This window comes from [Clostridium] aerotolerans DSM 5434 (assembly GCF_000687555.1).
In the GTDB taxonomy this organism is placed as follows: domain Bacteria; phylum Bacillota; class Clostridia; order Lachnospirales; family Lachnospiraceae; genus Lacrimispora; species Lacrimispora aerotolerans.
Window position 1 is genome coordinate 35,535 of the sequence record NZ_JHWJ01000021.1, and the last position, 24,194, is coordinate 59,728.

Below are 24,194 nucleotides of genomic sequence, written 5' to 3' on the forward strand. Positions count from 1 at the left end.
TCATAGCAGGTATGATATATTGGAACAAGGGAACATATAACAGATAGGTCATTTTTCGGGGATAATTTAAGAATGCACATGCAGTATGCGGTGGTTTATCACAGCAGTAGCAGTCTATAATAGTTCTAAGAAAAGGAAGACGCTGGCAGAAGGGGGATTCTGCCAGCGTGATATGAAAAAGTATTATGAGAAAAAATGCTTTTTTCGTTTACAAGGAATATCATAAATGTTTCATGTGATGAAACTTTGACCAAATTGTGAAATAAACGTGAAAACAGGAGAAGCACCACCACTGGCTATTTGATGGCTGTTTGGGAGTGTCTCACCTAATATTTTGTGACTTTCCACATGTTTTTTTTGAATTCGAGAAAATGCTTGTCAAGCCCAAGGAAGTAGAATATAATGTAACCCAAAGCGCTATTTGTCAAAGATGAAATTAGGAGGAATACCCGTGAAAAGAGAAATGATTATCGTTCTGGATTTCGGCGGACAGTACAACCAGCTGATTGCCAGAAGAGTCAGAGAATGCAATGTTTACTGTGAGGTTCATCCCCACACGCTGTCACTGGACAAGATTAAGGAAATAAATCCCAAAGGAATTATTTTTACAGGTGGTCCAAACAGTGCATATAAGGAAGAGTCACCTCGCTGTGAAAAGGAGCTCTTTGAATTGGGAATCCCGATTCTGGGAATCTGCTATGGTTCTCAGTTAATGGCACATATGCTGGGCGGCAAGGTAAACACAGCTCCTGTCAGTGAATACGGCAAGACTGAGGTTGACGTAGAAGCAGACAGCAAAATCTTAGAAAATGTAAGCTCCAAGACCATCTGCTGGATGAGTCATACCGATTATATAGAAAAAGCACCAGAAGGCTTTAAAATCACCGCTCACACTCCCGTCTGCCCAGTTGCAGGCATGGAATGCGAAGAGCGTGGCCTCTATGCCGTACAATTCCACCCTGAGGTTATGCACACCCAGGAAGGTACCACAATGCTTTCAAACTTTGTTTACAACGTCTGCAAATGTTCCGGTGACTGGAAGATGGATTCTTTCGTAGAAACCTCTATTCAGGCAATCCGTGAAAAGGTAGGAGACGGAAAAGTGCTTTGCGCATTATCCGGCGGCGTAGACTCTTCTGTAGCTGCTGTTATGCTTTCAAAAGCAGTAGGAAAGCAGCTTACCTGCGTATTCGTAGATCACGGCTTACTCCGTAAGAACGAAGGCGATGAGGTAGAAGCCGTATTTGGACCAGATGGACACTATGACTTAAACTTTATCCGTGTCAACGCTCAGGATCGTTTCTACGACAAGTTAAAGGGCATAGAAGACCCAGAGAGAAAGCGTAAGATCATCGGAGAAGAATTCATTCGTGTATTTGAAGATGAAGCAAAGAAGATCGGCGCTGTAGATTTCTTTGTACAGGGAACCATTTATCCTGACGTTATTGAATCAGGACTTGGAAAATCTGCTGTGATTAAATCCCACCACAACGTAGGCGGTCTGCCAGAGCATGTGGATTTTAAAGAGATCATTGAACCGTTAAGACTTCTTTTTAAGGATGAGGTTAGAAGAGCAGGTCTGGAACTTGATATTCCGGAATACCTGGTATACCGCCAGCCATTCCCAGGCCCAGGGCTCGGCGTTCGTATTATTGGCGAAGTAACTCCTGAAAAGGTGAAGATTGTTCAGGAAGCGGATGCGATTTATAGAGAAGAGATTGCAAAAGCTGGAGTTGATAAAGGATTAGGACAGTACTTTGCAGCTCTTACTAACATGCGTTCTGTTGGATGTATGGGAGACGAGAGAACTTACGATTATGCGATAGCACTTCGTGCGGTATTAACTTCTGACTTTATGACAGCGGAATCTGCAGAACTTCCTTGGGAAGTTCTTGGAACAGTGACCAGAAGAATTGTAAATGAAGTGAAAGGCGTGAACCGGGTGCTGTATGATTGCACTGGGAAGCCGCCGGCTACTATTGAGTTTGAATAAAAATTTTGAGCCCGCAAAGCCTTGTAAAATAAGGATTTGTGGGCTCTCTTTATGTCGTTTGGTACTGTTTTGGTACTATGCGGACATCTATTCTATGAATAAGAAAATCTCACTTTTTTGTGCAAAATCAAAGATTTTGTATAAAATTCTTTCGGAAGAGCTTAGGCATGTGGCCATGTAATCTTCCATTCAAAATATTCATTGGCACTAATGGTGCGATCTGCAAGTTCTTTTTTCTTTGTATTCCATTCTAACAGAAAATCATTTACCAATCCATATTCAAAAGTTAATGCTACTGGAGCACCTGACGTCATGTACTCATTGTCATTGTAGGTCATCTTGACATCGGCGTTCTTTGTCACAGGATACATTTCATTCAGACGAATGAGATTGCCAGGAGCAGTGTATTCAGGGAAATGTTTTCCTCTTCCTTCTCCGTCTGAACTGGAAGAAAGACTTTCTTCTAACCAGAAAAGTGTTTCGATGATATCTTCAGCGGCACCAAGGCTATAATTATCAAGTGTTTTGTAGTTACATTGTAACGCCTCAGCAATTTATGGATGAAATGTTTACGCAAGAGCATTTTGGCTATGCCATGTAATACTCTTATAAAATGATTCCCTACTATTATTCCAAGAATCCGTTATATTATAAGCGATCAAATATGACACCATTCCAGAAGAAGTATTACCGGAAGATCTATCGGTTGCGTATGATTGAACAAAAAAGATTCTATGTCGATTCTGTTAAATATGCCAAAGATTTGTGTGAACTTCAGCGACTATAAGATGAGTATTTACTCATATGCAAGAATCATATTGAAACTTTTGAAGGCTTATTGGATTATCATGTAAAGCAGGAAGAACGATGGAATGAAATCGAGTCAAGGCAGAAAGAAATTTATAAAATAAAGTCTATAAAGAAACGTTCATATAAATCGGAGGAGAACTGGTCAGAATTTCAGATTTGGTATCTGGGAATGGAGAAAAGAACTTGATGAGCTGAAACTGAAAAAGAAGAAAGTCAAGTATCAGCTGAAGCTGGTGAAGAATTGCATCTATGAGCGTCTGGATACGGTAATTGGTGTGATTAATGAGGATGAACCAGTCCTTGGAAGCGGTTATATTGATGTACCTGAATTTGAAGAGGTAAAGACACTAGAGGTAGTAAATGAATCAGATGTTAGAGAGACGGATTATATTGATAAAGCTTATTACTATTGAACGTATTCCAGATGAAATGGGGTTAGAATCGCTGATAGAAGTTAAGTCTGATGATGTGAGGGTTCCTCTGGTAGATAATTTTACTTAAATAGAATCTACAAATTTGGATTTAAGAGAGGATGTCTCCGTTGGAAATGATTTTGATCTTAAAGCAGATGCAGAGCGAAAATGCCTAAAACTTATGCAGAATATAGTTTTTTATCTCTAGAAGAAAAGATGGAGCTCTTTGCAGTATTGGATTATGTTGAGTCATTAGATGTTATGCGATTAGTAAAGCAGTATTTTCAAGAAATTGGTCATGATTATAGCATTAATGAAGTTATGGAGGAATCAGATAAAATTTATGAGGGGGCTAGACAAATTAGTATCAGTAGAAATGTAGATCTGATATGTAATGATTTACAGGAAGCAGGATTATCTTACTGGTATTTGACGGTGACTGAGAAATCAAAGTTATTTGAATTCTGAGTGGATGATAATCATTATAATCTGGCACTTCATACTGCTGTTTTGAAGAAAATAGGAGTTGATATGGATTTTGATGAGCGATATGAGGATTATCAGAAGGTTTATGAGGCAGGACTGGAAATACAGAGAAAAGATAGTTAGAGAGACAGGGGACGATAAGTTCCTTGTCTTTAAGACTATTTCCTATTAAATCATATGTAAGAAGTCGAAATTTGGTTGCTAATATGACAATTTAGAGATACAATAATTGTAGTTGTGTAAAAACTGAAAGTTAGACAATTTGGAGGAAAATGTATGTCTGAAACAATGGAAAAATGGTCGAGTTTAGAAGAAACAGCAGAGTATCTGGGAGTAACAAAAGATACCATACGAAACTGGATTAAAAAGGCAGATATACCAGCACATAAAGTGGGTAGATTATGGAAGTTTAAATTATCTGAAGTAGATGCCTGGGTAAAAAGTGGTAAGGGTGCGCTGTAGTGTTGGATTTTGATAGAAGACTACGATAATAATTTGAGTAAGAATCACATAAAAAAGGAACAGGTCTAAAAATGATGTACGAGTATGAAGAAGCGTTATTAAGTCCAGAAATATCTTATGATAGATTAATTTCTAGTATTACAATGCAAAAATAATTATATAAATATCAATGTTTTTATGATAAATTAGGAAAACAGAATCCTTATTGGAAGGATAATATGAAAGGTACATTTCATTTGAGTTTAGGATCTGAATTTGAAGGTAAAAATGATTGTAAGCCATATATTGATATTGATCAAGTAAGTTGTTTTATAGAAAACTTTTTATTTAGAATAAAAATTGAAAATAATAAAATTGAAGATATTAGGATGCAGCTTGCTAAAAACATAACGAATAATTCACTTGATAATATAGCATCTAATTATCTAACCAGTATTAAAATTGGATGTTTTACAACAAATGCTGATAATAACATGATGCGTAGTAAATATGCTTGCTTTAGAAAAGGTTACTGTATTGAATATAATACAGAAGGGAATATATTGTTTAGAAATTCAACATTACCGTTGGTCTATAGAAATATCCCATATGATTCCTCCATATCATTTGCTAATCAATTAATTTTAGAGTGCTGTAGGGAAGGGAAAAATAGGACTATTGAAGAGCAATTAGAAATTTATTTATCGATTTATGAAAAAATCATGAAAACAACATATATCTTAATTTTTTTAAAGAAAAGAGAAAATTGGAGTTTGAGAAAGAATACAGAATGTTTTTGCTTAAGAATAGGACCACAAGAGTTGGTTTAATTAAAGATTCAGATTATCTTGATGAAAAATTTAATATAGATTTATCAAGTCAAGTATCTGCTATATATTTATAGGAAAAATTTGACGAAAACGAAGGAAGCAGTGAATTATTAACAAAAATCTGTAGTGTTTTAGAAGAAACAAAGATTCAATTGTACAGGAAAAGTATTAAAGATGGGAAAATTATTAATGAAAAAATCATTTAATAATACTTATATTTTAATGTAAAGTCCTATTGCAAAAAGAGAAAATCATTAAAGCAAGCAAATGGATGAAGAATAAAACTTGAAATACCGGAGGAAACAAAAGTGGCTATCAAAAAAAGTGAGATTTACAGCCAGATATGGGCTGCATGTGATAAATTGCGTGGTGGAGTTGAACCAGCGAGATATAAAGACTATATATTGACCTTATTATTTGTAAAGTATGTATCAGACAGATTCAAAGGAGATCCTTATGCAGATATAGTAATTTCTGAAAGTGGTTCTTTTGATAAAATCGTAGAACTAAAAGGAAAACCAAATATCGGTGAGGGAATAAACATTGTAATCAGTGCGCTTGCTGAAGCGAATGAACTTAAGGGCGTTATTGATGTTGCTGATTTCAATAGTGATGATTTGGGAACAGATAAAGAAGCCGTTGATAAACTAACGGGTTTAGTGGCAATATTTGAAAAGCCAGAGTTGAATTTTGAAAAAAATAAAGCAGGTGGTGATGATATTCTTGGCGATGCTTACGAATATCTTATGAAAAAATTTGCGGTTGATTCAGGTAAGAGCAAGGGACAGTTCTACACACCTGGAGAAGTTTCCAAAATTATGGCTAAGGTAGTTGGAATTGATAAAGCTGAAGGAACAGATAAAACCGTTTATGATCCAGCATGTGGATCAGGTTCTTTGTTGATTCGTGCAGCAGACGAAGCCCCTGTAAGAGAGGATGGAACTTCGGTTGTGGCAATATACGGACAGGAGAAAGATAAAGCAACAGCAGGTTTAGCAAGAATGAATCTTGTACTTCATAACAAAGCCAATGGAGTAATTTCTGGTAATAAAAGCACAATTTCATCACCGGAATATAAAGATGATAGAAATTCTACATTGCTAAAGCGCTTCGATTATATTGTAGTAAATCCACCGTTTTCAGATAAATCTTGGATGGATGGAATTCAAACACCAGATTTATATGGCAGATTTGATGGTTTTGAAACACCACCAGAAAAGAATGGAGATTATGCATGGTTTTTGCATGTTCTTAAATCTTTAAAGTCAGATGGTAAAGCAGCAATCATACTTCCTCATGGAGTACTATTCAGAGGAAATACAGAAGCCAATATTAGAAAAAAAATTATTGATAGAGGATACATTAAAGGTATTATCGGGTTGCCAGCGAACTTATTTTATGGAACTGGAATTCCAGCGTGTATTATTATTGTAGATAAAGAAGATGCAGAAATAAGAGAAGGAATCTTTATGATTGATGCATCGAAAGGCTATATAAAGGATGGAAATAAAAACAGACTTCGTGAGCAGGACATTCATAGAATTGTAACAGTATTTAATCATCAGATGGAAATTGAAAAGTACTCCAGATTTGTGCCAAATAGAGAAATAAAAAAAGATAATGAATATAATCTTAACATCCCAAGGTACATTGATAATAGTGAGCCAGAAGATTTACAGGATATCAATGCACATTTGAATGGAGGAATTCCATGCGTTGATATTGATAGCCTTAATGCGTATTGGACTGTTTATCCTTCTATAAAAGGCACTTTGTTTGCAACATTAAGAGAAGGTTATTATAAAGCTATAGTAGCTAAAGAAAATATTGTTTCCACGATATTGAATCATGAAGAATTTATAGCCCATGCTGAAAAAGTGGATGAGGCTTATTCAGTGTGGAAAGAAAAAGTTATCCCTATTTTAAGTTCATTAACAGTTGAAGATAATCCGAAGAGTATCATTAAGATCATTGCAGAATCATTGCTTGAACAGTTTAAAGAAGTGGACTTAATCGATGAGTATGATATTTATCAGGTTCTTATGGAATATTGGGAAGAAATCATGCAGGATGATGTATACGCGATTTGTTACGATGGATATGAGACTGGAAAAGAAATTGCATATGAGTATGTAATGAAAAAAGATGTAAAGACAAATAGAATTAAAAGTTTTGAAGGAAAATTAATACCGAAAAAGATAGTTATTGAAACTTATTTTTTAGAACAAGCAAGGGCTATCCAAAAACTGAATGAAGATTTAGATGAAGTGGTTTCTAAAATGGAAGAAATGGTAGAAGAAAATACAGGTGAAGATGGATTGTTCTCAGAACTCGATGACATGAAAAAAGGCACCATAACTGCCAGAATGAAAGTGATAAAAGGTGATCCTGAGGCAAAGGACGAGTTAGATGTATTAAATCAATATAGCAAATGGATTGATGCAGAATTAAACTTTAAAAAAGCAATAAAGCAGGCAGAGGAAGATTTGGATAAATTAGTAAGAGAACAATATGGTAAATTGACAATTAATGAAATAAAGAATCTTTTAGTCGAGAAAAAATGGCTTATATCTATATATGACGGTATTAATTCAATTCATCAGGCAGTATCTCATAGACTATCTAATAGATTGGTAGAACTTGTTGTAAGATATGAGTGTACCATGAGCCGATGTGGTGATGAAGTAAAAGAATATGAGATGAAAGTGAAAGCTCATCTGGAGAGGATGGGGTTTTCATGGTAGATGAATTATACAAAACAACAGATTTGGGAAGAGTGCCCTATAATTGGAAAGTAAAAAACATAATGGATGTTGTTGAATCTATTAAAATTGGTCCTTTTGGAAGTCAGTTAAAAAAAGAATATCTAATAAAAAATGGAAAATATCGAGTGTATGGTCAGGAAAATGTGTATAAAAAAGATTTTACTTTTGGTGAACGTTATCTTACAAAAGAACATTTTCAGAGGTTAAGAAGTTGTGAGCTGATAAGAGAAGATTTTGTTATTAGTAGTATGGGAACTATAGGAAAATGTCATGTTATTACTGAAAATATCATGACAGGAATTATGGATTCTCATTTAATTAGATTACGATTAAATACAACATTAATTGACAGTAAGTATTTATTGTATTTATTTGGAAATGAAACGGGTATTATAATTAATCAAATTTCAAAATTAAGTGTAGGAGGAATAATGGATGGTCTCAGTACGAAGATTATTAAGTCATTAAATGTTGTTTTACCTCCTATTGCAGAACAACACGAAATAGCAGAAGTTTTGTCAGATGTTGATAAGCTCATTCAAGCTCTTGAAAGGTTAATTGAAAAGAAAAAAGCAATAAAGCAAGGAACAATGCAAGAATTGTTGACAGGAAAGAAAAGAATTGATGGATTCTCAAAGAAGTGGGATAGGGGTATTTTGGGAGATTTGTGCGATATTTACAGAGGTGGTTCACCTAGGCCAATTCAGAAATATCTTACAAATAATTCAAATGGTGTTAATTGGATAAAAATTGGGGATGTTTCAAGAAATGCAAAATATATAGAATCTACAGATGAGAAAATAATACAAGAAGGAATACGTTATTCTAGAGTTGTTCATAGTGGTGATTTTCTTTTGTCTAATTCAATGAGTTTTGGTAGACCATATATTTTAAAGCTAGATGGGTGTATACACGATGGATGGCTTGTTATACAAGATTATAAGAAAAATTTTAATACAGAGTATTTATATTATATGTTAATGTCTCCATTTGTATTAGATCAATATTTAAGTAAAGCAGCGGGAAGTAGTGTTTTAAATTTAAATAAAGAATTAGTTTCAACGGTAGAGGTTTTGATACCAGAGTTAAAAGAGCAAGAAGCAATAGCTGGTAAATTAGCAACATTTGATGATGAAATAAATTCACTAGAACTAAAACTGGAAAAATATCGTCAAATCAAACAGGGAATGATGCAAGAACTATTAACCGGAAGAATTCGTTTAATATAGGAGGTGTATAGAAATATGAAAAAATCAAATGCAGAAATATTACTCTATAGCCTAGATAATAGTAATGTGTATGCTATTGTTTTTTCAAAGATGCAACATTCTGGTTAACCCAGAAATCCATGGCAGAACTTTTGATTGTTCTACGGATAATGTTTCATTACATTTGAAAAACATTTATGAAGAGGAAGAATTAGATAGAGATTTAACTACCGAGATATTCTCGGTAGTTCGAAAAGAAGGCAATAGAAAAGTAAACAGAGAATTAGAATTCTATAGCTTAGATGTTATTATTGCAGTTGCTACCGTGTGAACTCAAAAAATGCGACACATTTTCGTCAATGGTCAACCAAGACTTTGAAAGAATATATTCAAAAAGGTTTTGTTTTAAATGACGAAATGCTCAAAAATGGGAAGCCGTTTGGCAAAGATTATTTTGATGAATTATTAGACAAAATCAGAGAGATTCGTGCAAGCGAGAGACGAGCTTACCAGAAAATCGCAGATATATTTGAACAGTGCAGCTATGACTATGATAAGAACAGTAATTTGACCAAAGAATTTTATGCCTTTGTCCAAAACAAACTTCATTATACACTAACAGGAAAAACAGCAGCGGAACTCATTAGTGAAAGAGCAGATGCATAACATCCTACTATGGGATTGACGACATGGAAAGATGCATCGGATGGAAAAATTTTAAAGCGTGATGTAATTGTAGCTAACAACTATCTCAATGAAAAAGAAATTAAAAAAATAAATCGTCTGGTGACTATGTTTATCGACTATGCAGAACTAATGGCAGAAGATGAAGAGTTAATGAGTATGCAGGATTGGCTCAATGAAACAGATAACTTTTTGAAAAATAACCGAAGAAATGTATAAGAAGGGAAGGGCACAATTTCACATAAAGATGCATTGCAAAAAGTAGGTGATGAATATCAGATTTTTCGAGTAAGGCAAGATAGAGAATATATATTGGAATTTGACAAAGACATGGAAAAGTACTTAAAGGGTAAGAACTAGAAGGGAGTTACTTATGAGTGTTGGGGAAGTGGAAAAAAAGACACAAGAGAGAATCATAAACTTATTCGTAAATGAATTAGAATATACCTATCTGGGAGACTTTACAGATAAGAAGAACTCTAATATAGAGCTGAAATACCTTATAAAGTTTCTACAAAGACAAGGTTATTCTGATGTCCTGATTAAGCGTGGAATAAAGGCGCTTCAGGATAAAACGACAAACCAGCAATTATCACTGTATGATCTTAATAAAGAAACTTATGCTATTTTACGATATGGGTCGAAAGTAAAAGAAGGTGCTGGAGAACAGACCAGAACTGTAAATTTTGTAGATTGGGAACATCCTTTGAATAACGATTTTTACATAGCGGAAGAAGTATCTATTTCAATTTCCAATAACAGTACGACGAAAAGACCAGACCTTGTTTTATATATTAATGGAATAGCTTTTGGTGTAATCGAGTTAAAACGTAGTACAGTATCAATGGCAGAAGGCATCAGACAGAATTTAACCAATCAAAAAAAGGAAATGATTCGTCATTTCTTTGCTACTATTGGTTTGGTGATGGCTGGAAATAATGCACAAGGTTTAAAATATGGTGTAATCAATACTTCCGAGAAATATTATCTTACATGGAAAGAAGATAAAGAAGCAACTGATGAGATTTCAAAAGTGGTTAAAAAGACCATTGATAAATACCCAATTCGTTTAGATAAAAATTTAATCTCGCTTTGTAAGAAAGAGAGATTAATTGAGATATTATATAATTTCATGATCTTTGATAGTGGAACGAAAAAGACATGTAGACCGAACCAATATTTTGGAAATTTAGCCGCTCGTAGTTTTGTGAGAAAACATGCTGGAGGGGTTATTTGGCATACTCAGGGTTCTGGTAAATCACTTACTATGGTTTGGCTTAGTAAATGGATAAAAGAGAATATTTCCAATAGTAGAATTTTGATTGTAACGGATCGTGATGAATTGGATGAGCAGATTGAAGGCGTATTTACGGGTGTAGATGAAAAAATAGTACGTACCACTTCTGGGAAAGACCTGGTAAGTAAAATTAACGATACTTCACCAGTGCTAATGTGCTCTTTAGTTCACAAGTTTGGTCGACGAGGCGGAAGTGCAACAGAAGCAGATTATACAAGCTTTATGGAGGAGCTGATGGCATCTTTACCACCGAATTTCTCACCGAAAGGAGATTTTTATGTATTTGTAGACGAATGTCATAGAACCCAGTCGGGGAAATTACATAAAGCGATGAAAACGATTTTGCCTAATGCATTGTTAATCGGTTTTACTGGAACTCCGCTTATGAAGAAGGACAAGCAAAAAAGCATTGAAGTTTTTGGACCTTATATACATCGATATAAATTTGATGAAGCGGTAAAAGATGGAGTTGTTTTGGACTTAAGGTATGAAGCCAGAGAGGTTGAACAAAATGTTATCTCACAGGAGCGTATAGATGCATGGTTTGATTCAAAAACAGCTGGCTTAAGTGAAACAGCAAAGGCGCAGTTAAAGCTGCGCTGGGGATCATTGCAGAAAATGTTTAGTTCAAAATCAAGGCTGAGTGTTATTGTATCTGATATCATGTTTGATATGGAAATGAAGCCGAGATTAAAGTCAGGCAGAGGAAATGCTATGCTGGTAGCAGGTAGTATTTATCAGGCATGTAAATACTATGAATTGTTTCAATCTGCAGGGTTAAAAAAATGTGCGGTTGTAACTTCATATGAACCTAACATCGGAGATATCCGAACTGAAACAGTTGGAGAAGATGGTGAAACAGAAGCAGTGCAACAATATGAAATCTATCGCAAAATGTTAGATGGAAAAGATCCGGCAACTTTTGAAAAGGAAGTAAAAAAGAAATTCATCGAGGAACCAGATGAGATGAAACTTCTTATCGTGGTAGATAAATTATTGACCGGATTTGATGCACCACCAGCAACCTATCTTTACATAGATAAATCAATGAGAGATCATGGATTGTTTCAGGCGATTTGTCGTGTTAATCGATTAGATGGTACGGACAAGGATTTTGGATACATCATTGATTACAAAGATTTATTCCGTTCTTTAGAAAAGACGGTGGCAGATTATACGGCTGAAGCGTTCGCTGAATATGATGCAGAAGATATCTCTGGATTGTTAACAGATCGTTTTGATAAGGCAAAAGACCAATTAGAAGATGTTTTGGAAAGTTTATATGCTTTGTGTGAACCAGTTGAACCACCTAAGAATGATGTAGACTATATTCATTATTTTTGCGGAAAGAATACAGAGCAATTTGATGTTGAAGAGTTAGAAGCAAATATGCCAAAGAGAGAACAGCTATATGATCTGTCGGCATCAGCTCTTCGTTCATTTGCCGAAGTTTCTGGGGAGTTGCAAGAAAGATATCATTACTCGTTGTCTCAGATAAAGAAACTGGAATCTGAAGTTAGTAATTTTATAAAAATCAGAGATGTAGTACGTGCAGCAAGTGGCGATTATATTGACTTAAAAGCATACGATCCAGATATGCGCCACTTAATCGATAATTATTTGTCAGCAAATCCAAGTAAAATTTTGACTTCATTTAATGATATGTCTATCGTTCAGTTGTTGGTCGATAGAGGTGTAGATGCACTATCGGGAATGCCATCTGAGAAAAAAGAACAACAGGAAGCAGTGGCAGAGACTATTGAAAACAATGTACAGAAGGAAATTGTTGAAAAGTCCCATAGCAATCCGAAATACTATGAGAAAATGTCAGCTTTGCTTAAAGAACTGGTTGAGAAAAGAAAACAAGATGTTCTAAATTATCAGCAGTATTTGCAGGAAATTATCGAGTTGGCTAAGAAAGTACAAAAACTAGAGACAAATATGTTTTATCCGGAAACCATACGTACTAGCCCCGCTTGCAGGGCATTATATGATAACTTGGATTCTGATCAATCACTGACTATGCAGGTGCATGAGGCTGTTATGGAATATAGAACCGATGGATTTCGTGGAAACGTTGTAAAGGAACGACAGATAAAAAGACAACTAGCAAGAGTTCTTAGTGTATTCTGCAAGATAAATGAAAGAAATGAAAGTGAAATTGTTGAAAAAGTGTTTTCAATAGTCAAAGAACAGGATGAATATTAATGGAAGATCAAATTGTAATTAGTAATATTGAAATGTTGGTCGAAAGAAAAGATATTAAAAATATGTATATCCGCATCCTGCCACCAGATGGAAAAGTGAAAATTACCGTTCCAGAAGCTATTTCGGATGATGCAATTCGAATGTTTGCTATTTCAAGAATAGCTTGGATTAAAAAGCAAAAAGCAAATTTTCAAAATCAATCCAGACAAACGAAACGCCAGTATATATCAGGAGAAAGTCATTTTCTATGGGGAAAACGATACCGTTTAGAGGTTGTATATTCTGGTGTGCGCAATGATGTGTTTATAAAAGGAGACAAACTGTTCCTTCAAGTTAGAAAAGAAAGTACGCAGGAACAACGCGAAACTGCAATGGAAGAGTGGTATCGAGAGCAGATAAAGCAAGCGATTCCAGCAGTCCTTGAAAAGTATGCAAAAATAGTTGGGAAAGCGCCAGATGATTGGCGTGTAAAGAATATGCGAACAAAATGGGGAACGTGTAATCCTATAAAAAGAAGAATCTGGTTGAACCTACAGCTTGCAAAAAAAACACCGGAATGTTTAGATTATGTAATCGTTCATGAGCTGGTTCATCTTTATGTTAAAAATCATGATGACGAGTTCAGATCGTATATGGATCAGTTTTATCCGAATTGGCAAGTAGTGAAGAAGCAGCTGAATGAGCAGATGTTGGATTGGATGGAGTAGAGGAAGCACAGATGTTTGATAGCTTGGATAATGTACGTTATATGGTAGAGGGTTCTTACAAAAAGCTTAAATCATATTATTATTATGATAAGACATTGTTGTATATAAAAATGAAAATAGTAGAATTTGAAGCAGATGAGAAATTTAAAGACAAACTGGAAATCTTATCAAAGAACTTATTCGAGGACAACCTGGAGTATTTTGAAGAATTGAAAAGGCAGGTAAAATTTTGTGTTTTGCCAAAAACGTTTAAGAGTATAAATAACGATATAAGGCTAATACGAGGAAATGTAGATAAGAATAAAAAAATTTCCAAAGTGAATTTTACAATAGAGTTACCTGTGGAATTATTAATTTTAGACTTAATGTGGACTCTGTTTGTAAAAAAAATATATACAGAACATCATGGAGATTTCGTTTATTCTCATGCAGGTCAATTTAAAAAAGGAGTTTTTAATAAGGAAGAGGAATTGATTGCGGGAATAGATTTTAAATCTAATCGTTGTTTTGAACCTTATTTTCAATGCTATACAAAGTGGAGAAATACAGCATTAGATTCAGCATTAGAAACATGCAAAAATGAAAATACGGTTATGATTAGTTTAGATTTGAAGAGCTTTTATTATAATATTAATTTTGATTTTGGAGATTTAGCAAAAGTATTTGATAATGATGCAAGATATACAGAAATAGAATTTCTTACATCAATGATAAGTGACATATATACTAAATATACAGAATTAGTTGCCAAGTACAAAAAAGGAATAACAAAATCAGTGGAGAAAACGGTATTCCCTATTGGTTTAATAAGCCCATTAATATTGAGGGATATAGCACTTGAGGGGGTTGACAATAGTATAAAAAAAGGTCTTTCGCCTAAGTATTATGGAAGATATGTTGACGATATGCTTATAGTTGTTGGAACTGGTCCAATAGAACACATATCAACAGAAGAAATTATTGAAGACATCCTAGTCAAGAAGCGAATATTAAATGCCAAGAATACAAAAGGGGAATATGAATTTTTTGAAGAACCATCAGTCAAATTGCAAGGCGAAAAGGTCAATTGTTTTTATTTTGAAAAAGGTAAAGAAAATATTCTCCTTGATGTGTATTGTAAAAAAATTAAAAAAAATTCAAGTGAGGCAAATCTGTTACCAGACATAGATGTTTTAAGTGATTCATTTAATAGTAGAGCCTACACTATGAATTCTAGTGATGATTCCATGAAAATAAGAAATCTTGAATTTATGGAAAGTGATAATTATAATGCAACATTATTCATAAATGGTTTAAAGGGAATTTTAAAAAATGCATCTTATGATAAAAAGTATATTGAAAATTATTTGACAGATATTGTTAATTTTTATTCGGGAAGCCAGGCAATTGAATTTTCAAATACATGGAGAACAATATTCGAGTTATTAATTTTATGTAAAGATAAGGATAGGGCAAACACATTTTATCTTAATGTCAAAAAAGAGATAGAAAATATTTCGTTTGATTATATTGAAGAGGATGAAATTCTTTCAAAAAAGAAACTGACAATATTAAATAATTTGAAACGTTCTTTAGTGCTTAAGCTTGATATTTCGATTGGGTTGGCTGTTGCATTGGATTACGACAGGGGAAAGCAGAAAAAGCATAAAATATTAGGACAAAAGATAAGACAGACAAATATGCTAAGTCATAATATGGTCTCTTTTCCATTAATAAATTATTCAATGGATGATAGTATTGATGAAATTTCGTTAATAAATTTGGATTTAAATAAAATTTTATCAAATGTTACTCTTAGAAAAAAGATATTTAAGTTAGATGAAGAAAAAATACGTTGGTCTCCGAGATTTATTCATTTGCATGAATTGTATTTTTGTTTTTTTTACTTTTACATAGGAAGTGAAGAAAAGCTTTTGAATGAAAAAAAGAAAACGATATTTAAAAGCTATGTTAGAATTAACTGTTTAAGTGATAAAATCCCCAATCCTATAATTTGTGATGAGGAGAAAAGTTTTTCAGAACTTAATATAGAAAGAAAAGATGTTGTTATAACTGATAATTGTGAAAAGAAAAATACTAAAGTGGGTTTGGTGAATACAAAAATTAATGAAGATGAAGTTCTTGAAATATTATTGAATCCGGCAAAGGGTACAACTGTTAAAAAAAAGCAGAGTCTATACAAAATTTTAAATGCTGCAAAGGAAGAAAAGGTGAAATACTTGGTTTTTCCTGAATTTTACATGCCGGCATTGTGGCTTAGTGATATCGGTAATTTTACAAAACAATTTGGAATTACAGTTGTCACAGGACTTCAATATATTACTTGTAATGAAAGAGTTTTTAATTTTGTTTGTGTGATTGCAAGTACATGTGGAAAGACATATTTTAAAAATATGATTCCATTGATTAGAGAAAAAAACTATTATGCACCAGAAGAAAGAATGGAATTAGCTGCATTAGGATATGTAAGTAAAAATCCTTCTAAGGCGTCTTATTACATGGTGAATAATGGTAAAGAAACATTTAGTACAATTCTATGTTTTGAATTTACAGATATTGCCTCGAGATTAATAATGAAGGGTGAACTGGATTTCTTGTGTGTACCACAATTAAATAGGGATACAAATTACTTTTCAAGTATAGTTGAATCAGCTGCGAGAGATTTGCATACTATAGTCGTTCAAGCAAATACTTCAAAATATGGAGACTCAAGAGTGACGGGTCCGTATAAAACGGATTTTAAAGATATTTTAAAGATAAAGGGTGGAGAAAACGATATTCTTATTGTTGGAGAGTTAGAGGTAAAATCATTACAAAAGTTCAAAAATAGTTATTATAGTGATTTTGAAAAACAAGTGAGAAAATGTTTGGCTTGTACAAAGGTTCGAACAGTATCGCATTTATCACAAAAATGCACCAAATGTTTGAATAAAAAAGGAAAAATTAAAGGGCTACCGCCAAACTGGAAGTAAAGGATGAGGAACTAATAAATGAAAGAGGAGGAACATAATGAGCAAATTCAGTTTGATAGGAAAACAAAAAAACATGCCCGTTATCGCTAGTGAAGCAATCGCCGCTAAATTAGTTGACCTTTGAAATGGAGATTTATAAACATGAAAAAATCAAGAAATTCTAATATGGATTCAGCAATATCTATAGCAGCATTTGTTATTCAAATGATGAAAGGTGATTATTTAGATGTCTCACATTAGTTTGAATATTTTGATGTTATGGAAACGGCAGTAAAAAAATGGGAGAAACCGCATAAGAAAACATTAGTACATGAATATACAAGAGATATGTATCTTGAAAGTCAAAATTATACATTAGATAAACATTTTCCAGTAGAAGAAATTATTGAGATGCAGATGCTTCTTGAAAACTATAGCATAGATTATTCAAGTGTAGGATATACGGATGTAAGCGAATTGGAATTTGATGATTGTAGTGATGAATTGGAGGAATATGCAGAAAAATTACAGAATTTCTTTATAGAAAATACTTTGGATACAGTTGTAGATGATGTGTTTTCTATATTGTATATGGATAAAAATTTTTTGCACGAATTCAATAGACAATGTTCAGATAAAATACAAGACATGGAAAAAGCAGATTATCCAAACTTACTTAAAGAAGATGGAGTGATTGAGAGGATAAGTTATTATCCTACATGGTTTAAATATGGAATTGAATATAGGGATAAGCTTAGATGTTCACTATGTGGATGTGATTTATCGAGCTCGTTTACCACAATCGTAGATGAAAATTTTGATCATATCATTCCATTACAAGCAGGTGGTAACAATGATCCATCTAATTGGCAGTTGACTTGTGAAAGTTGTAATAAATCGAAAGGTGCAAGAAGCAGCGCTTACAAAAATATTATTTTTCCATTTTGGGAAATGGATGTAGAAATCTAACTTAAATTAGAGGTGACAAAATGTGTATATTGAATGGAGAATTTCCATATGATTGTACCGTATATAGTGAAGAAGAATTAAGAGCAAGTGAGGGTCATGATGCGATATATGAATTTGATAGTTCTGAAATTGATAATGAAGAAAGATTAAAACAGATTTGTGATAATATCAAAATCAAATATGTTGGAAAGCATGTGTGGGCACTATATGGTTCAAATAAAGAGAATGAATGGATTTGCTTGCAGGTTGCAAGCAGAAAAACAGAGGACGTAGTAAGCGAAATATTAGAAGATATAGAATGTATGACGAAGCGGGATTCAATCAGTGGTAGAGTTTGGCGTAGTAAATTTCACTCGAATGTATTTCAACCAAACTATGAATATGTTTTGTCAGATTTAAAACATCAGAAGTATAAACTAATGAAAGAGAACTTTAGAAAACTAATGTTTGTTGCTCCAAAAGAAGAAATTCTAGGAAAAGAAGGTTCAGCAATTGCTCGAAAAGAAATATATCAACACATTGAAGTAAAGTATGCTTGCAATACAAATTCCTTGTTTTGGAATGCTTATGGCAAAGAACATAAAATGGTGACACAATATATATCAAAAAATAATTAGAGGAATGGCGATGCATAGATGAATAAAAGAAGAACGCTTAAAAAAGTATCCGTAAAAATGAAGAGCAGAATACAAAAAATGCCAGGACCTCAGTTATATAAACCTAGAGAGAAATTGCAAAATTGTATTTGGGAATTCACAATAGGAGATGCGGATGATAAACCATCTGTACCACATGCTCATGATAGGGAAACTGGATATAGATTAGATGCATGGACAGGGGATATATATCCAGCTGAAAAAGAAAGAGTAGATACAATAGGAAAATTGAAACCAAAGGAGTTAAGTAAATTGCACAGAGATCCAAGATTTGTTGAATTTGCGCAAAAACAAATTAAATAGTATAGAGAAGACAAACCACATGTTAGTTTTTATGTACCAGAGTGGTTTGAATTGAAGAATATGCATAAAAGGGCAGTTACTATGAAACAATCAAAGCCAATAACTAACTTTGTATTTATTGGACAAGCAAATATCCATGCATAAGGAATTGTTGAAGTGATGAGTTTGTGTGAAGCAGACATGAAATAATCAGGTTCGGAAATGCTTTTTATAGATTGGAGACAATATGAATGACAACCAGGAAATTGGTAGAAATCTAAGAGTCCTTCGTAAGATACACCATGAAACACAAGAAGGATTAGGAGAACTCTTAGGCTTAAGTAAGTCTGCAATCTCGGCTTATGAGAAAGGCGAGAGAGCATTAGATACACAGAAGTTGCAGCTCTATGCAAATCATTATTGTAAAACTGTGGATGAATTAGTGAATGGGGATTTGACAGGTCTTAAATCCATGAGATATTTTCATGGAAGCAAAGAACAGATGAAAAAGATGTTCAATTATTTATTTCCAAGAGTTTATTCGGACGAAGCAAGTCATAACAAAAATTTTCAAAGTGCATACGAAAAACATACAAAAATTTATGAAGCTATGTATGGTATGGAGACACCAAGTAAAGTATTAGTAAGCCGATGCTGGGAAGAGTATTCTGGTGCATTAGAGGAGTCTGAACTTGTTGAGGCAGCAGTTAATATACTTGGTCTTCTTTTCATTTGTTGGACTTCCATAGCGGATAAAAAAAATATAGAAATTGGTAATATGATTAAAACAAGTGGAACGATACCTCTTGAAATAAAGAATCTCTTAGCAGATGGGGATACTGTAATTGATCCTGAAATAGAGAGATTACGAGAACAGTTTCTAGAAGAGTATGATGATATGGCAATGGAGTTGATTGCCTATGCAAAAGCATCAATGGAATGGGCAGAATGTGGAGATTTTTATTTGGCAATGAAATATATAGTAGGAATGCAGGATAACTATCTATCACTGGAGATGAACCAACAAATAGGTATTCAGATGATATGCTCCCTATGTGAATTGAACAATCCATATGCACTTCGATATTTACTGGAACAGGACGAGATAATAGAATAATGATTTAACCAAAGGACTTTGAAGTTTTTTCAAGGTCCTTTTTCCACGTTTTGTTGATCTTTTCTTTGAAATTATCTTGTATGATTAACTTAGAACAAAAGTAAACGAAAATCATTGGAGGATAAGCATATGACAAATACAAGTGACGTGACAAAAGTTGGAACAGATGTAGTAACACAGGGAATTAGAAGGTTTAACAATGGTACTATTACAAAAGATAATGTGATCATAGTCGCATCGATTATTACAATTGGCTCCTTAATTGCAATTCATGATTTAATCGTACATGGCTATGGAGCAGAAGGTGAATATGATCCAGAGACAAAGAAGGCATCGGTGAAGATAAAGCCAAATGCGTACTATGAAAAAGCAGTGTAAATTAGTAAAAGATGTCGTGTTCCCCCTTTGGTAGTTCGGGTAAGGGGGCTAGAGAGTGTCGGATTGGTACCATTATAAAAAACTAAATAGAAATTGTACGTAGATTCTCAGTACAAAGAAACGTCCAGTGGATTTTTTTATATTAAAATGAAATTCGAGTAAGTGAAAACAAAATCCTGACCCACATGCTGTGACAGGATTCTTATCCATTTTTAACGTAGATTCAGATACCTTTTCGAATGCAGCCATGACCGAAGATGAAATCAATCAGATTGTAGCGGATTCAGGATGTGATTCCACACAAGAAAAGGTGATTCGATTTGCACTATTGAAAGTGGGGCATCCATTCAGTCAGTAACAGCGTACTAGTGGAAGAGCATATGACTGTAGTCTCATTGCCTATTACGCGTGGAAGGAGGCAGGTGTCAGGAAAGTCCATTAATGAATGCTTAGATGAGTTAGAGCTTAGTTTTACCAATGGTGAGATTGTAGCTTTTTGTACTGTTATCAAAGAAGTACAGAGAAGAAAAGGGTATTAGCCAAAAACATCTGGTAGAAGCTATTGGGGTTAGCAGGAAAACAATCTCGCTAATGGATAATATAAAAAGAACTTATATGAAATGATAGAAGACAATGGTGGAAATCGCTATTATACTGATAATATGATGGAATGTTTTAATACAGAAGAATTATTTTTAAACTTTTCATTTGCCTGATTATTTTGTTACAGGTAACTACTTGATAGTTTATCAGTAGATGAGAAGGGATAGACGGAATAGAAGAAATAGAAGGAGTCTGCATTATAGTGTTTGCTTTTCTGGTTTTTAATAACCTTTGGATTGAAATGCAATAAATTAATTTTCTACTCAGAATGAGTTAGAACTGGCACATATTTTCGGTTGCATTTTAGCGGAATCAATTTTATAATTATAGCAATGGAACTGCAAACCACTTTCACATCATTTTATGATTAGAAAAGACTGGATTGCAAACCATTGGATACCATGAGAATGACGCGGAAATGTCTTGCTACTGGATTGGTACTAAAAAGTGTTTAAACGATATGGAATGGGTAAGAAAACTGAAATATACTATACAAATATGTATAGAAATAGAATGAGATATACGAAAAAGTACAAAGAACTTTGCGAGTTTGAATAACAAACAGTTTCGGGAACCCCTAGTGTTTATGTGGGTTCCCGGTTTTTTTTATGGCAAGTGACACCCAAATGACACCCTTGTTACCATATTCAGTTGTTTTATAAGAATTCTGTTGGCATTTCCCATTTTGAAACACAAAGAATGGTACCGGGTACCAGCTGATAATATCCATCTTCCGGATCAAAAGCTATTGTAAGCATAGTAGTATTATAATTATTTATTTATCGTAGATCTACTATTAATTATGTTAAAATAGAGTATAAGATGTTTCATTTTATTTCTATTTATTCTTATATGGCTGCTTAATATTCATAACGATAAAACTCAGTAAAATCTATTCCTCTTAAAACTTGGCTAAATGGATAAGTTAACCCTGCATTTGAAACATAAAAAAATGAAATAGGTAGATACTAAGAGAGTTTTATATACTGTTTCTTAAGGAGGATGAAAAAATGGAACAGGGAAAATGGAATTTTAATAACAGCTATGCTAAATTGCCGAAAATTTTCTACACGAATCAATCCCCAACCACTGTGCGTGCCCCAAAGCTTATTATTTTTAATCATCCATTGGCGTCTTCCTTGGGAGTACCTCTGGATTTGAATGTCTTTGCAGGAAATGAAATTCCAAAAGGTGCAGAGCCTTTGGCACAAGCATATGCCGGGCATCAGTTTGGGTATTTTACCATGTTAGGAGATGGACGTGCCATTCTGCTTGGTGAACAAATAACAGATTCAGGAGAACGTTTTGATATTCAACTAAAAGGCTCTGGACGAACCCCGTACTCCAGGGGAGGTGACGGACGAGCCGCTTTAGGCCCCATGCTGCGGGAATATATTATTAGTGAAGCAATGCATGAATTAGGTATTCCCACAACAAGGAGCTTAGCGGTCGTAACAACGGGAGAGACTATAACCCGCGAAGAAAATTTACCTGGAGCCGTCTTAACACGTGTTTCAGCAAGCCATATTCGAGTAGGAACATTTGAATATGCTTCACGTTTTGGAACATCTGAGGATGTTCGCTGCTTAGCCGATTATACTATCACACGCCATTTTCCAAGCATCGCTACATTTGAAAACAAATATCTGCAACTGTTAAGAGAAGTGATTAAACGGCAGGCATCTCTGATTTCTAAATGGCAATTAGTTGGATTTATTCACGGTGTAATGAATACAGATAATATGGCCATTAGCGGTGAAACCATTGATTATGGCCCTTGCGCATTTATGGACGTTTATGACCCAACTACTGTTTTTAGTTCTATTGACACTCACGGCCGCTATTCCTATGAAAATCAACCAAAGATGGCGGTTTGGAATTTAGCACGTTTTGCAGAAACCTTGCTGCCTTTTTTACATGATGATAAGAATAAGGCTGTTAGTCTTGCACAAGAAGAGCTTGCAAAATTTGAGAGCTTATATCAAGAACATTGGCTATCTGGAATGCGTGCCAAGTTGGGTTTGTATCATAACGAAGTAGAAGATCTATCTTTGATCAAAGACATCTTGCAACTAATGCAACAATACAAAGCGGATTATACGAAGACATTTCAGTCTTTAACTTTTGATAAAAACGATGGTCAGATTTTGTTTTCCAGCCCTGATTATCATCATTGGCATGAGCGATGGCAAGCACGTCTTAGCCGACAATCAAATTCAAAGGATGAAAGCAAAGAGCTTATGAAAAGTCATAACCCTGCTATTATTCCAAGAAACCATAGGGTTGAAGAGGCACTGGCTGCTGCTAATGAGGGGGATTTAAGCAAAATGCACAAGCTTCTCGATGCCTTGAAAAATCCTTATAGATATACACCTGAACAAGAAGAATTTTCAACGTTGCCTGCACCTGAGTCTTGTCATTATAAAACATTTTGTGGGACTTGAGCGGACAATTAGACCAAATGTGAATCACTGGTAGTAAACATATACGTAACTTATAAGGTTTTATACTGAAAGTTAGAAGTGTGCTTTTTAAGCACACCCCAACTTTCAGTATAGAACCATTTTCTTAAGCTGATTTATAATCTCTTAAATGTCAGACAAGTGCTTATTTTACAATGTTTCTATATAGAAAAAGACCTCATAGAGAGGCCTCTCTCTACAAGGTCTGTAAAAGTTTGTTCTATTCTCTTGTTTTCTAGGTTTGAGTACTATTTCTTTGAGTAAAACTTGGTTCCTTTCTAAGGAAATTGTAAATGATACAAATAAAACACAGTATTTATTTCGCATTGAAAAGGGAGTTTTAGATATTAATGATCAAGGAGTCAATGACTATTTTTCTCCAAAGGAGGTTAGAGTACCATTTCGTAACATGGTGTACATTGGGGATAGCGATACAGAAGATCATATACTTACTTTACCCTATCAATCAATCTCCGGCCTAAAAAAATGCAATGGAAACGTGAAAGAGTGGTAAAATGCTGTCTGAATAGTTGGAAGGAAACTACAGACTTTTTGGATATGTGGAGTAAAACGAGACCGTTTCAAAGTCCGTGTAAACTCCAAAAACTGATATAAAATATTGATTGTTATTTATGGGCAAGGCCATTTTTCATTGGTTCTTGCCCATGCTTGTATTATAAAACTGTTTTTGGGGTTGTCAAGTAAAACTCCCCTTTGGCAGTCTTAATACCTCGCTCTTTGATTTTTAAGATAACCTTTCTTCAAAGAAGATCTCCAACTGGGAATGAATCTGACCCCAATCCTGTCGGTGACCCGTCCATTTTTTTGTGATATCCATAGTTGCCAGATACAGCATTTTTAGCAGGCTGTCATCTGTGGGGAATACCGTTTTACTTTTAGTGACCTTTCGGAGCTGCCGGTTAAAGCCCTCTAT

Annotated in this window: 21 protein-coding genes and 1 pseudogene; 20 read left to right on the forward strand and 2 right to left on the reverse strand. The window is 34.2% G+C overall.

Features of this window, described 5'->3' with window-relative positions:
* Nucleotides 1-451 precede the first annotated feature (451 nt).
* Nucleotides 452-1,993: a glutamine-hydrolyzing GMP synthase gene (gene guaA, locus T546_RS0120865; RefSeq protein ID WP_026893292.1), complete on the forward strand. Its 1,542-nt coding sequence runs from the start codon at nucleotides 452-454 to the stop codon at nucleotides 1,991-1,993.
* Nucleotides 1,994-2,154: 161 nt separating this feature from the next.
* On the opposite strand, the gene T546_RS24815 is transcribed toward guaA, so the two are convergent.
* Nucleotides 2,155-2,355, reverse strand: a complete 201-nt coding sequence (locus tag T546_RS24815) for a hypothetical protein (protein ID WP_026893293.1) — start codon at nucleotides 2,353-2,355, stop codon at nucleotides 2,155-2,157.
* Between the two features lie 681 nt (nucleotides 2,356-3,036).
* Here T546_RS24815 and T546_RS0120875 point away from each other — a divergent pair.
* From T546_RS0120875 to T546_RS0120980, 19 genes and pseudogenes are all read left to right on the forward strand, one after another.
* Complete coding sequence (locus T546_RS0120875) at nucleotides 3,037-3,216, forward strand: hypothetical protein (RefSeq protein WP_026893294.1); 180 nt, start codon at nucleotides 3,037-3,039, stop codon at nucleotides 3,214-3,216.
* Nucleotides 3,217-3,384: 168 nt separating this feature from the next.
* Nucleotides 3,385-3,684 (forward strand): hypothetical protein, encoded by a 300-nt coding sequence (locus tag T546_RS0120880; RefSeq protein ID WP_026893295.1) that lies wholly within the window; start codon nucleotides 3,385-3,387, stop codon nucleotides 3,682-3,684.
* 294 nt (nucleotides 3,685-3,978) lie between these two features.
* A complete protein-coding gene (locus tag T546_RS0120890) occupies nucleotides 3,979-4,164 on the forward strand; it encodes a helix-turn-helix domain-containing protein (RefSeq protein WP_026893296.1) in 186 nt (61 codons plus the stop codon).
* A 218-nt stretch (nucleotides 4,165-4,382) separates the two neighbouring features.
* Nucleotides 4,383-4,973, forward strand: a complete 591-nt coding sequence (locus T546_RS0120895) for a hypothetical protein (protein ID WP_026893297.1) — start codon at nucleotides 4,383-4,385, stop codon at nucleotides 4,971-4,973.
* Between the two features lie 308 nt (nucleotides 4,974-5,281).
* Complete coding sequence (locus T546_RS0120900) at nucleotides 5,282-7,717, forward strand: type I restriction-modification system subunit M (protein ID WP_026893298.1); 2,436 nt, start codon at nucleotides 5,282-5,284, stop codon at nucleotides 7,715-7,717.
* Nucleotides 7,711-8,967 carry a restriction endonuclease subunit S gene (locus tag T546_RS24820; protein ID WP_051630012.1) on the forward strand — a complete coding sequence of 419 codons (1,257 nt, stop codon included), beginning with the start codon at nucleotides 7,711-7,713 and terminating at the stop codon, nucleotides 8,965-8,967. Before T546_RS0120900 ends, T546_RS24820 begins: the two co-directional genes overlap by 7 nt.
* Before the next feature lie 64 nt (nucleotides 8,968-9,031).
* Nucleotides 9,032-9,277, forward strand: a complete 246-nt coding sequence (locus T546_RS26030; protein ID WP_242842270.1) for a hypothetical protein — start codon at nucleotides 9,032-9,034, stop codon at nucleotides 9,275-9,277.
* A pseudogene (gene rhuM, locus T546_RS24145) lies at nucleotides 9,274-9,849 on the forward strand (RhuM family protein). Before T546_RS26030 ends, rhuM begins: the two are co-directional and overlap by 4 nt.
* Nucleotides 9,850-10,003: 154 nt before the next feature.
* On the forward strand, nucleotides 10,004-13,135 hold the full coding sequence (locus T546_RS0120925; protein ID WP_026893301.1) for a type I restriction endonuclease subunit R: 3,132 nt from the start codon (nucleotides 10,004-10,006) through the stop codon (nucleotides 13,133-13,135).
* A complete protein-coding gene (locus T546_RS0120930; protein WP_034600177.1) occupies nucleotides 13,135-13,842 on the forward strand; it encodes a M48 family metallopeptidase in 708 nt (235 codons plus the stop codon). Before T546_RS0120925 ends, T546_RS0120930 begins: the two co-directional genes overlap by 1 nt.
* A complete protein-coding gene (locus tag T546_RS0120935; protein ID WP_156951384.1) occupies nucleotides 13,830-16,814 on the forward strand; it encodes a reverse transcriptase domain-containing protein in 2,985 nt (994 codons plus the stop codon). Before T546_RS0120930 ends, T546_RS0120935 begins: the two co-directional genes overlap by 13 nt.
* A gap of 258 nt (nucleotides 16,815-17,072) precedes the next feature.
* Nucleotides 17,073-17,762, forward strand: coding sequence for an HNH endonuclease (locus tag T546_RS24825; RefSeq protein ID WP_026893304.1), 690 nt, complete (start codon nucleotides 17,073-17,075; stop codon nucleotides 17,760-17,762).
* Between the two features lie 20 nt (nucleotides 17,763-17,782).
* Nucleotides 17,783-18,379 carry a hypothetical protein gene (locus T546_RS0120955; protein ID WP_026893305.1) on the forward strand — a complete coding sequence of 199 codons (597 nt, stop codon included), beginning with the start codon at nucleotides 17,783-17,785 and terminating at the stop codon, nucleotides 18,377-18,379.
* An 18-nt stretch (nucleotides 18,380-18,397) separates the two neighbouring features.
* Entirely contained in the window at nucleotides 18,398-18,721 is a 324-nt protein-coding gene (locus T546_RS0120960) for a hypothetical protein (protein ID WP_026893306.1), read from the forward strand.
* Nucleotides 18,722-18,947: 226 nt separating this feature from the next.
* Nucleotides 18,948-19,817 (forward strand): helix-turn-helix domain-containing protein, encoded by an 870-nt coding sequence (locus T546_RS24155; protein ID WP_034600180.1) that lies wholly within the window; start codon nucleotides 18,948-18,950, stop codon nucleotides 19,815-19,817.
* A gap of 129 nt (nucleotides 19,818-19,946) precedes the next feature.
* A complete protein-coding gene (locus T546_RS0120970; protein ID WP_026893307.1) occupies nucleotides 19,947-20,195 on the forward strand; it encodes a hypothetical protein in 249 nt (82 codons plus the stop codon).
* A gap of 190 nt (nucleotides 20,196-20,385) precedes the next feature.
* Nucleotides 20,386-20,553, forward strand: a complete 168-nt coding sequence (locus tag T546_RS25610; RefSeq protein ID WP_166429844.1) for a hypothetical protein — start codon at nucleotides 20,386-20,388, stop codon at nucleotides 20,551-20,553.
* Between the two features lie 176 nt (nucleotides 20,554-20,729).
* Nucleotides 20,730-20,819, forward strand: coding sequence for a hypothetical protein (locus tag T546_RS26500; RefSeq protein WP_408643070.1), 90 nt, complete (start codon nucleotides 20,730-20,732; stop codon nucleotides 20,817-20,819).
* A gap of 989 nt (nucleotides 20,820-21,808) precedes the next feature.
* The gene (locus tag T546_RS0120980; RefSeq protein ID WP_026893308.1) at nucleotides 21,809-23,242 is read left to right on the forward strand and encodes a protein adenylyltransferase SelO; all 1,434 of its coding nucleotides are present in this window, start codon (nucleotides 21,809-21,811) and stop codon (nucleotides 23,240-23,242) included.
* A gap of 763 nt (nucleotides 23,243-24,005) precedes the next feature.
* Here the strand turns inward: T546_RS0120980 and T546_RS0120990 are convergent.
* Nucleotides 24,006-24,194 (reverse strand): transposase (locus T546_RS0120990; protein WP_026893310.1); only part of this gene is annotated, 189 nt, incomplete at its 5' end.

Bases quoted from the DNA above. Each gene is read 5' to 3' on its own strand.
- T546_RS0120925 (WP_026893301.1), top strand. From the start codon at position 10,004: ATGAGTGTTGGGGAAGTGGAAAAAAAGACACAAGAGAGAATCATAAAC.
- T546_RS0120880 (WP_026893295.1), top strand. From the start codon at position 3,385: ATGCCTAAAACTTATGCAGAATATAGTTTTTTATCTCTAGAAGAAAAG.
- T546_RS24155 (WP_034600180.1), top strand. From the start codon at position 18,948: ATGAATGACAACCAGGAAATTGGTAGAAATCTAAGAGTCCTTCGTAAG.
- T546_RS0120895 (WP_026893297.1), top strand. From the start codon at position 4,383: ATGAAAGGTACATTTCATTTGAGTTTAGGATCTGAATTTGAAGGTAAA.
- T546_RS0120960 (WP_026893306.1), top strand. From the start codon at position 18,398: ATGAATAAAAGAAGAACGCTTAAAAAAGTATCCGTAAAAATGAAGAGC.
- T546_RS0120890 (WP_026893296.1), top strand. From the start codon at position 3,979: ATGTCTGAAACAATGGAAAAATGGTCGAGTTTAGAAGAAACAGCAGAG.
- T546_RS26030 (WP_242842270.1), top strand. From the start codon at position 9,032: ATGTGTATGCTATTGTTTTTTCAAAGATGCAACATTCTGGTTAACCCA.
- T546_RS0120955 (WP_026893305.1), top strand. From the start codon at position 17,783: ATGTGTATATTGAATGGAGAATTTCCATATGATTGTACCGTATATAGT.
- T546_RS24820 (WP_051630012.1), top strand. From the start codon at position 7,711: ATGGTAGATGAATTATACAAAACAACAGATTTGGGAAGAGTGCCCTAT.
- T546_RS0120980 (WP_026893308.1), top strand. From the start codon at position 21,809: ATGGAACAGGGAAAATGGAATTTTAATAACAGCTATGCTAAATTGCCG.
- T546_RS0120970 (WP_026893307.1), top strand. From the start codon at position 19,947: ATGACAAATACAAGTGACGTGACAAAAGTTGGAACAGATGTAGTAACA.
- T546_RS0120930 (WP_034600177.1), top strand. From the start codon at position 13,135: ATGGAAGATCAAATTGTAATTAGTAATATTGAAATGTTGGTCGAAAGA.
- T546_RS24825 (WP_026893304.1), top strand. From the start codon at position 17,073: ATGGAAACGGCAGTAAAAAAATGGGAGAAACCGCATAAGAAAACATTA.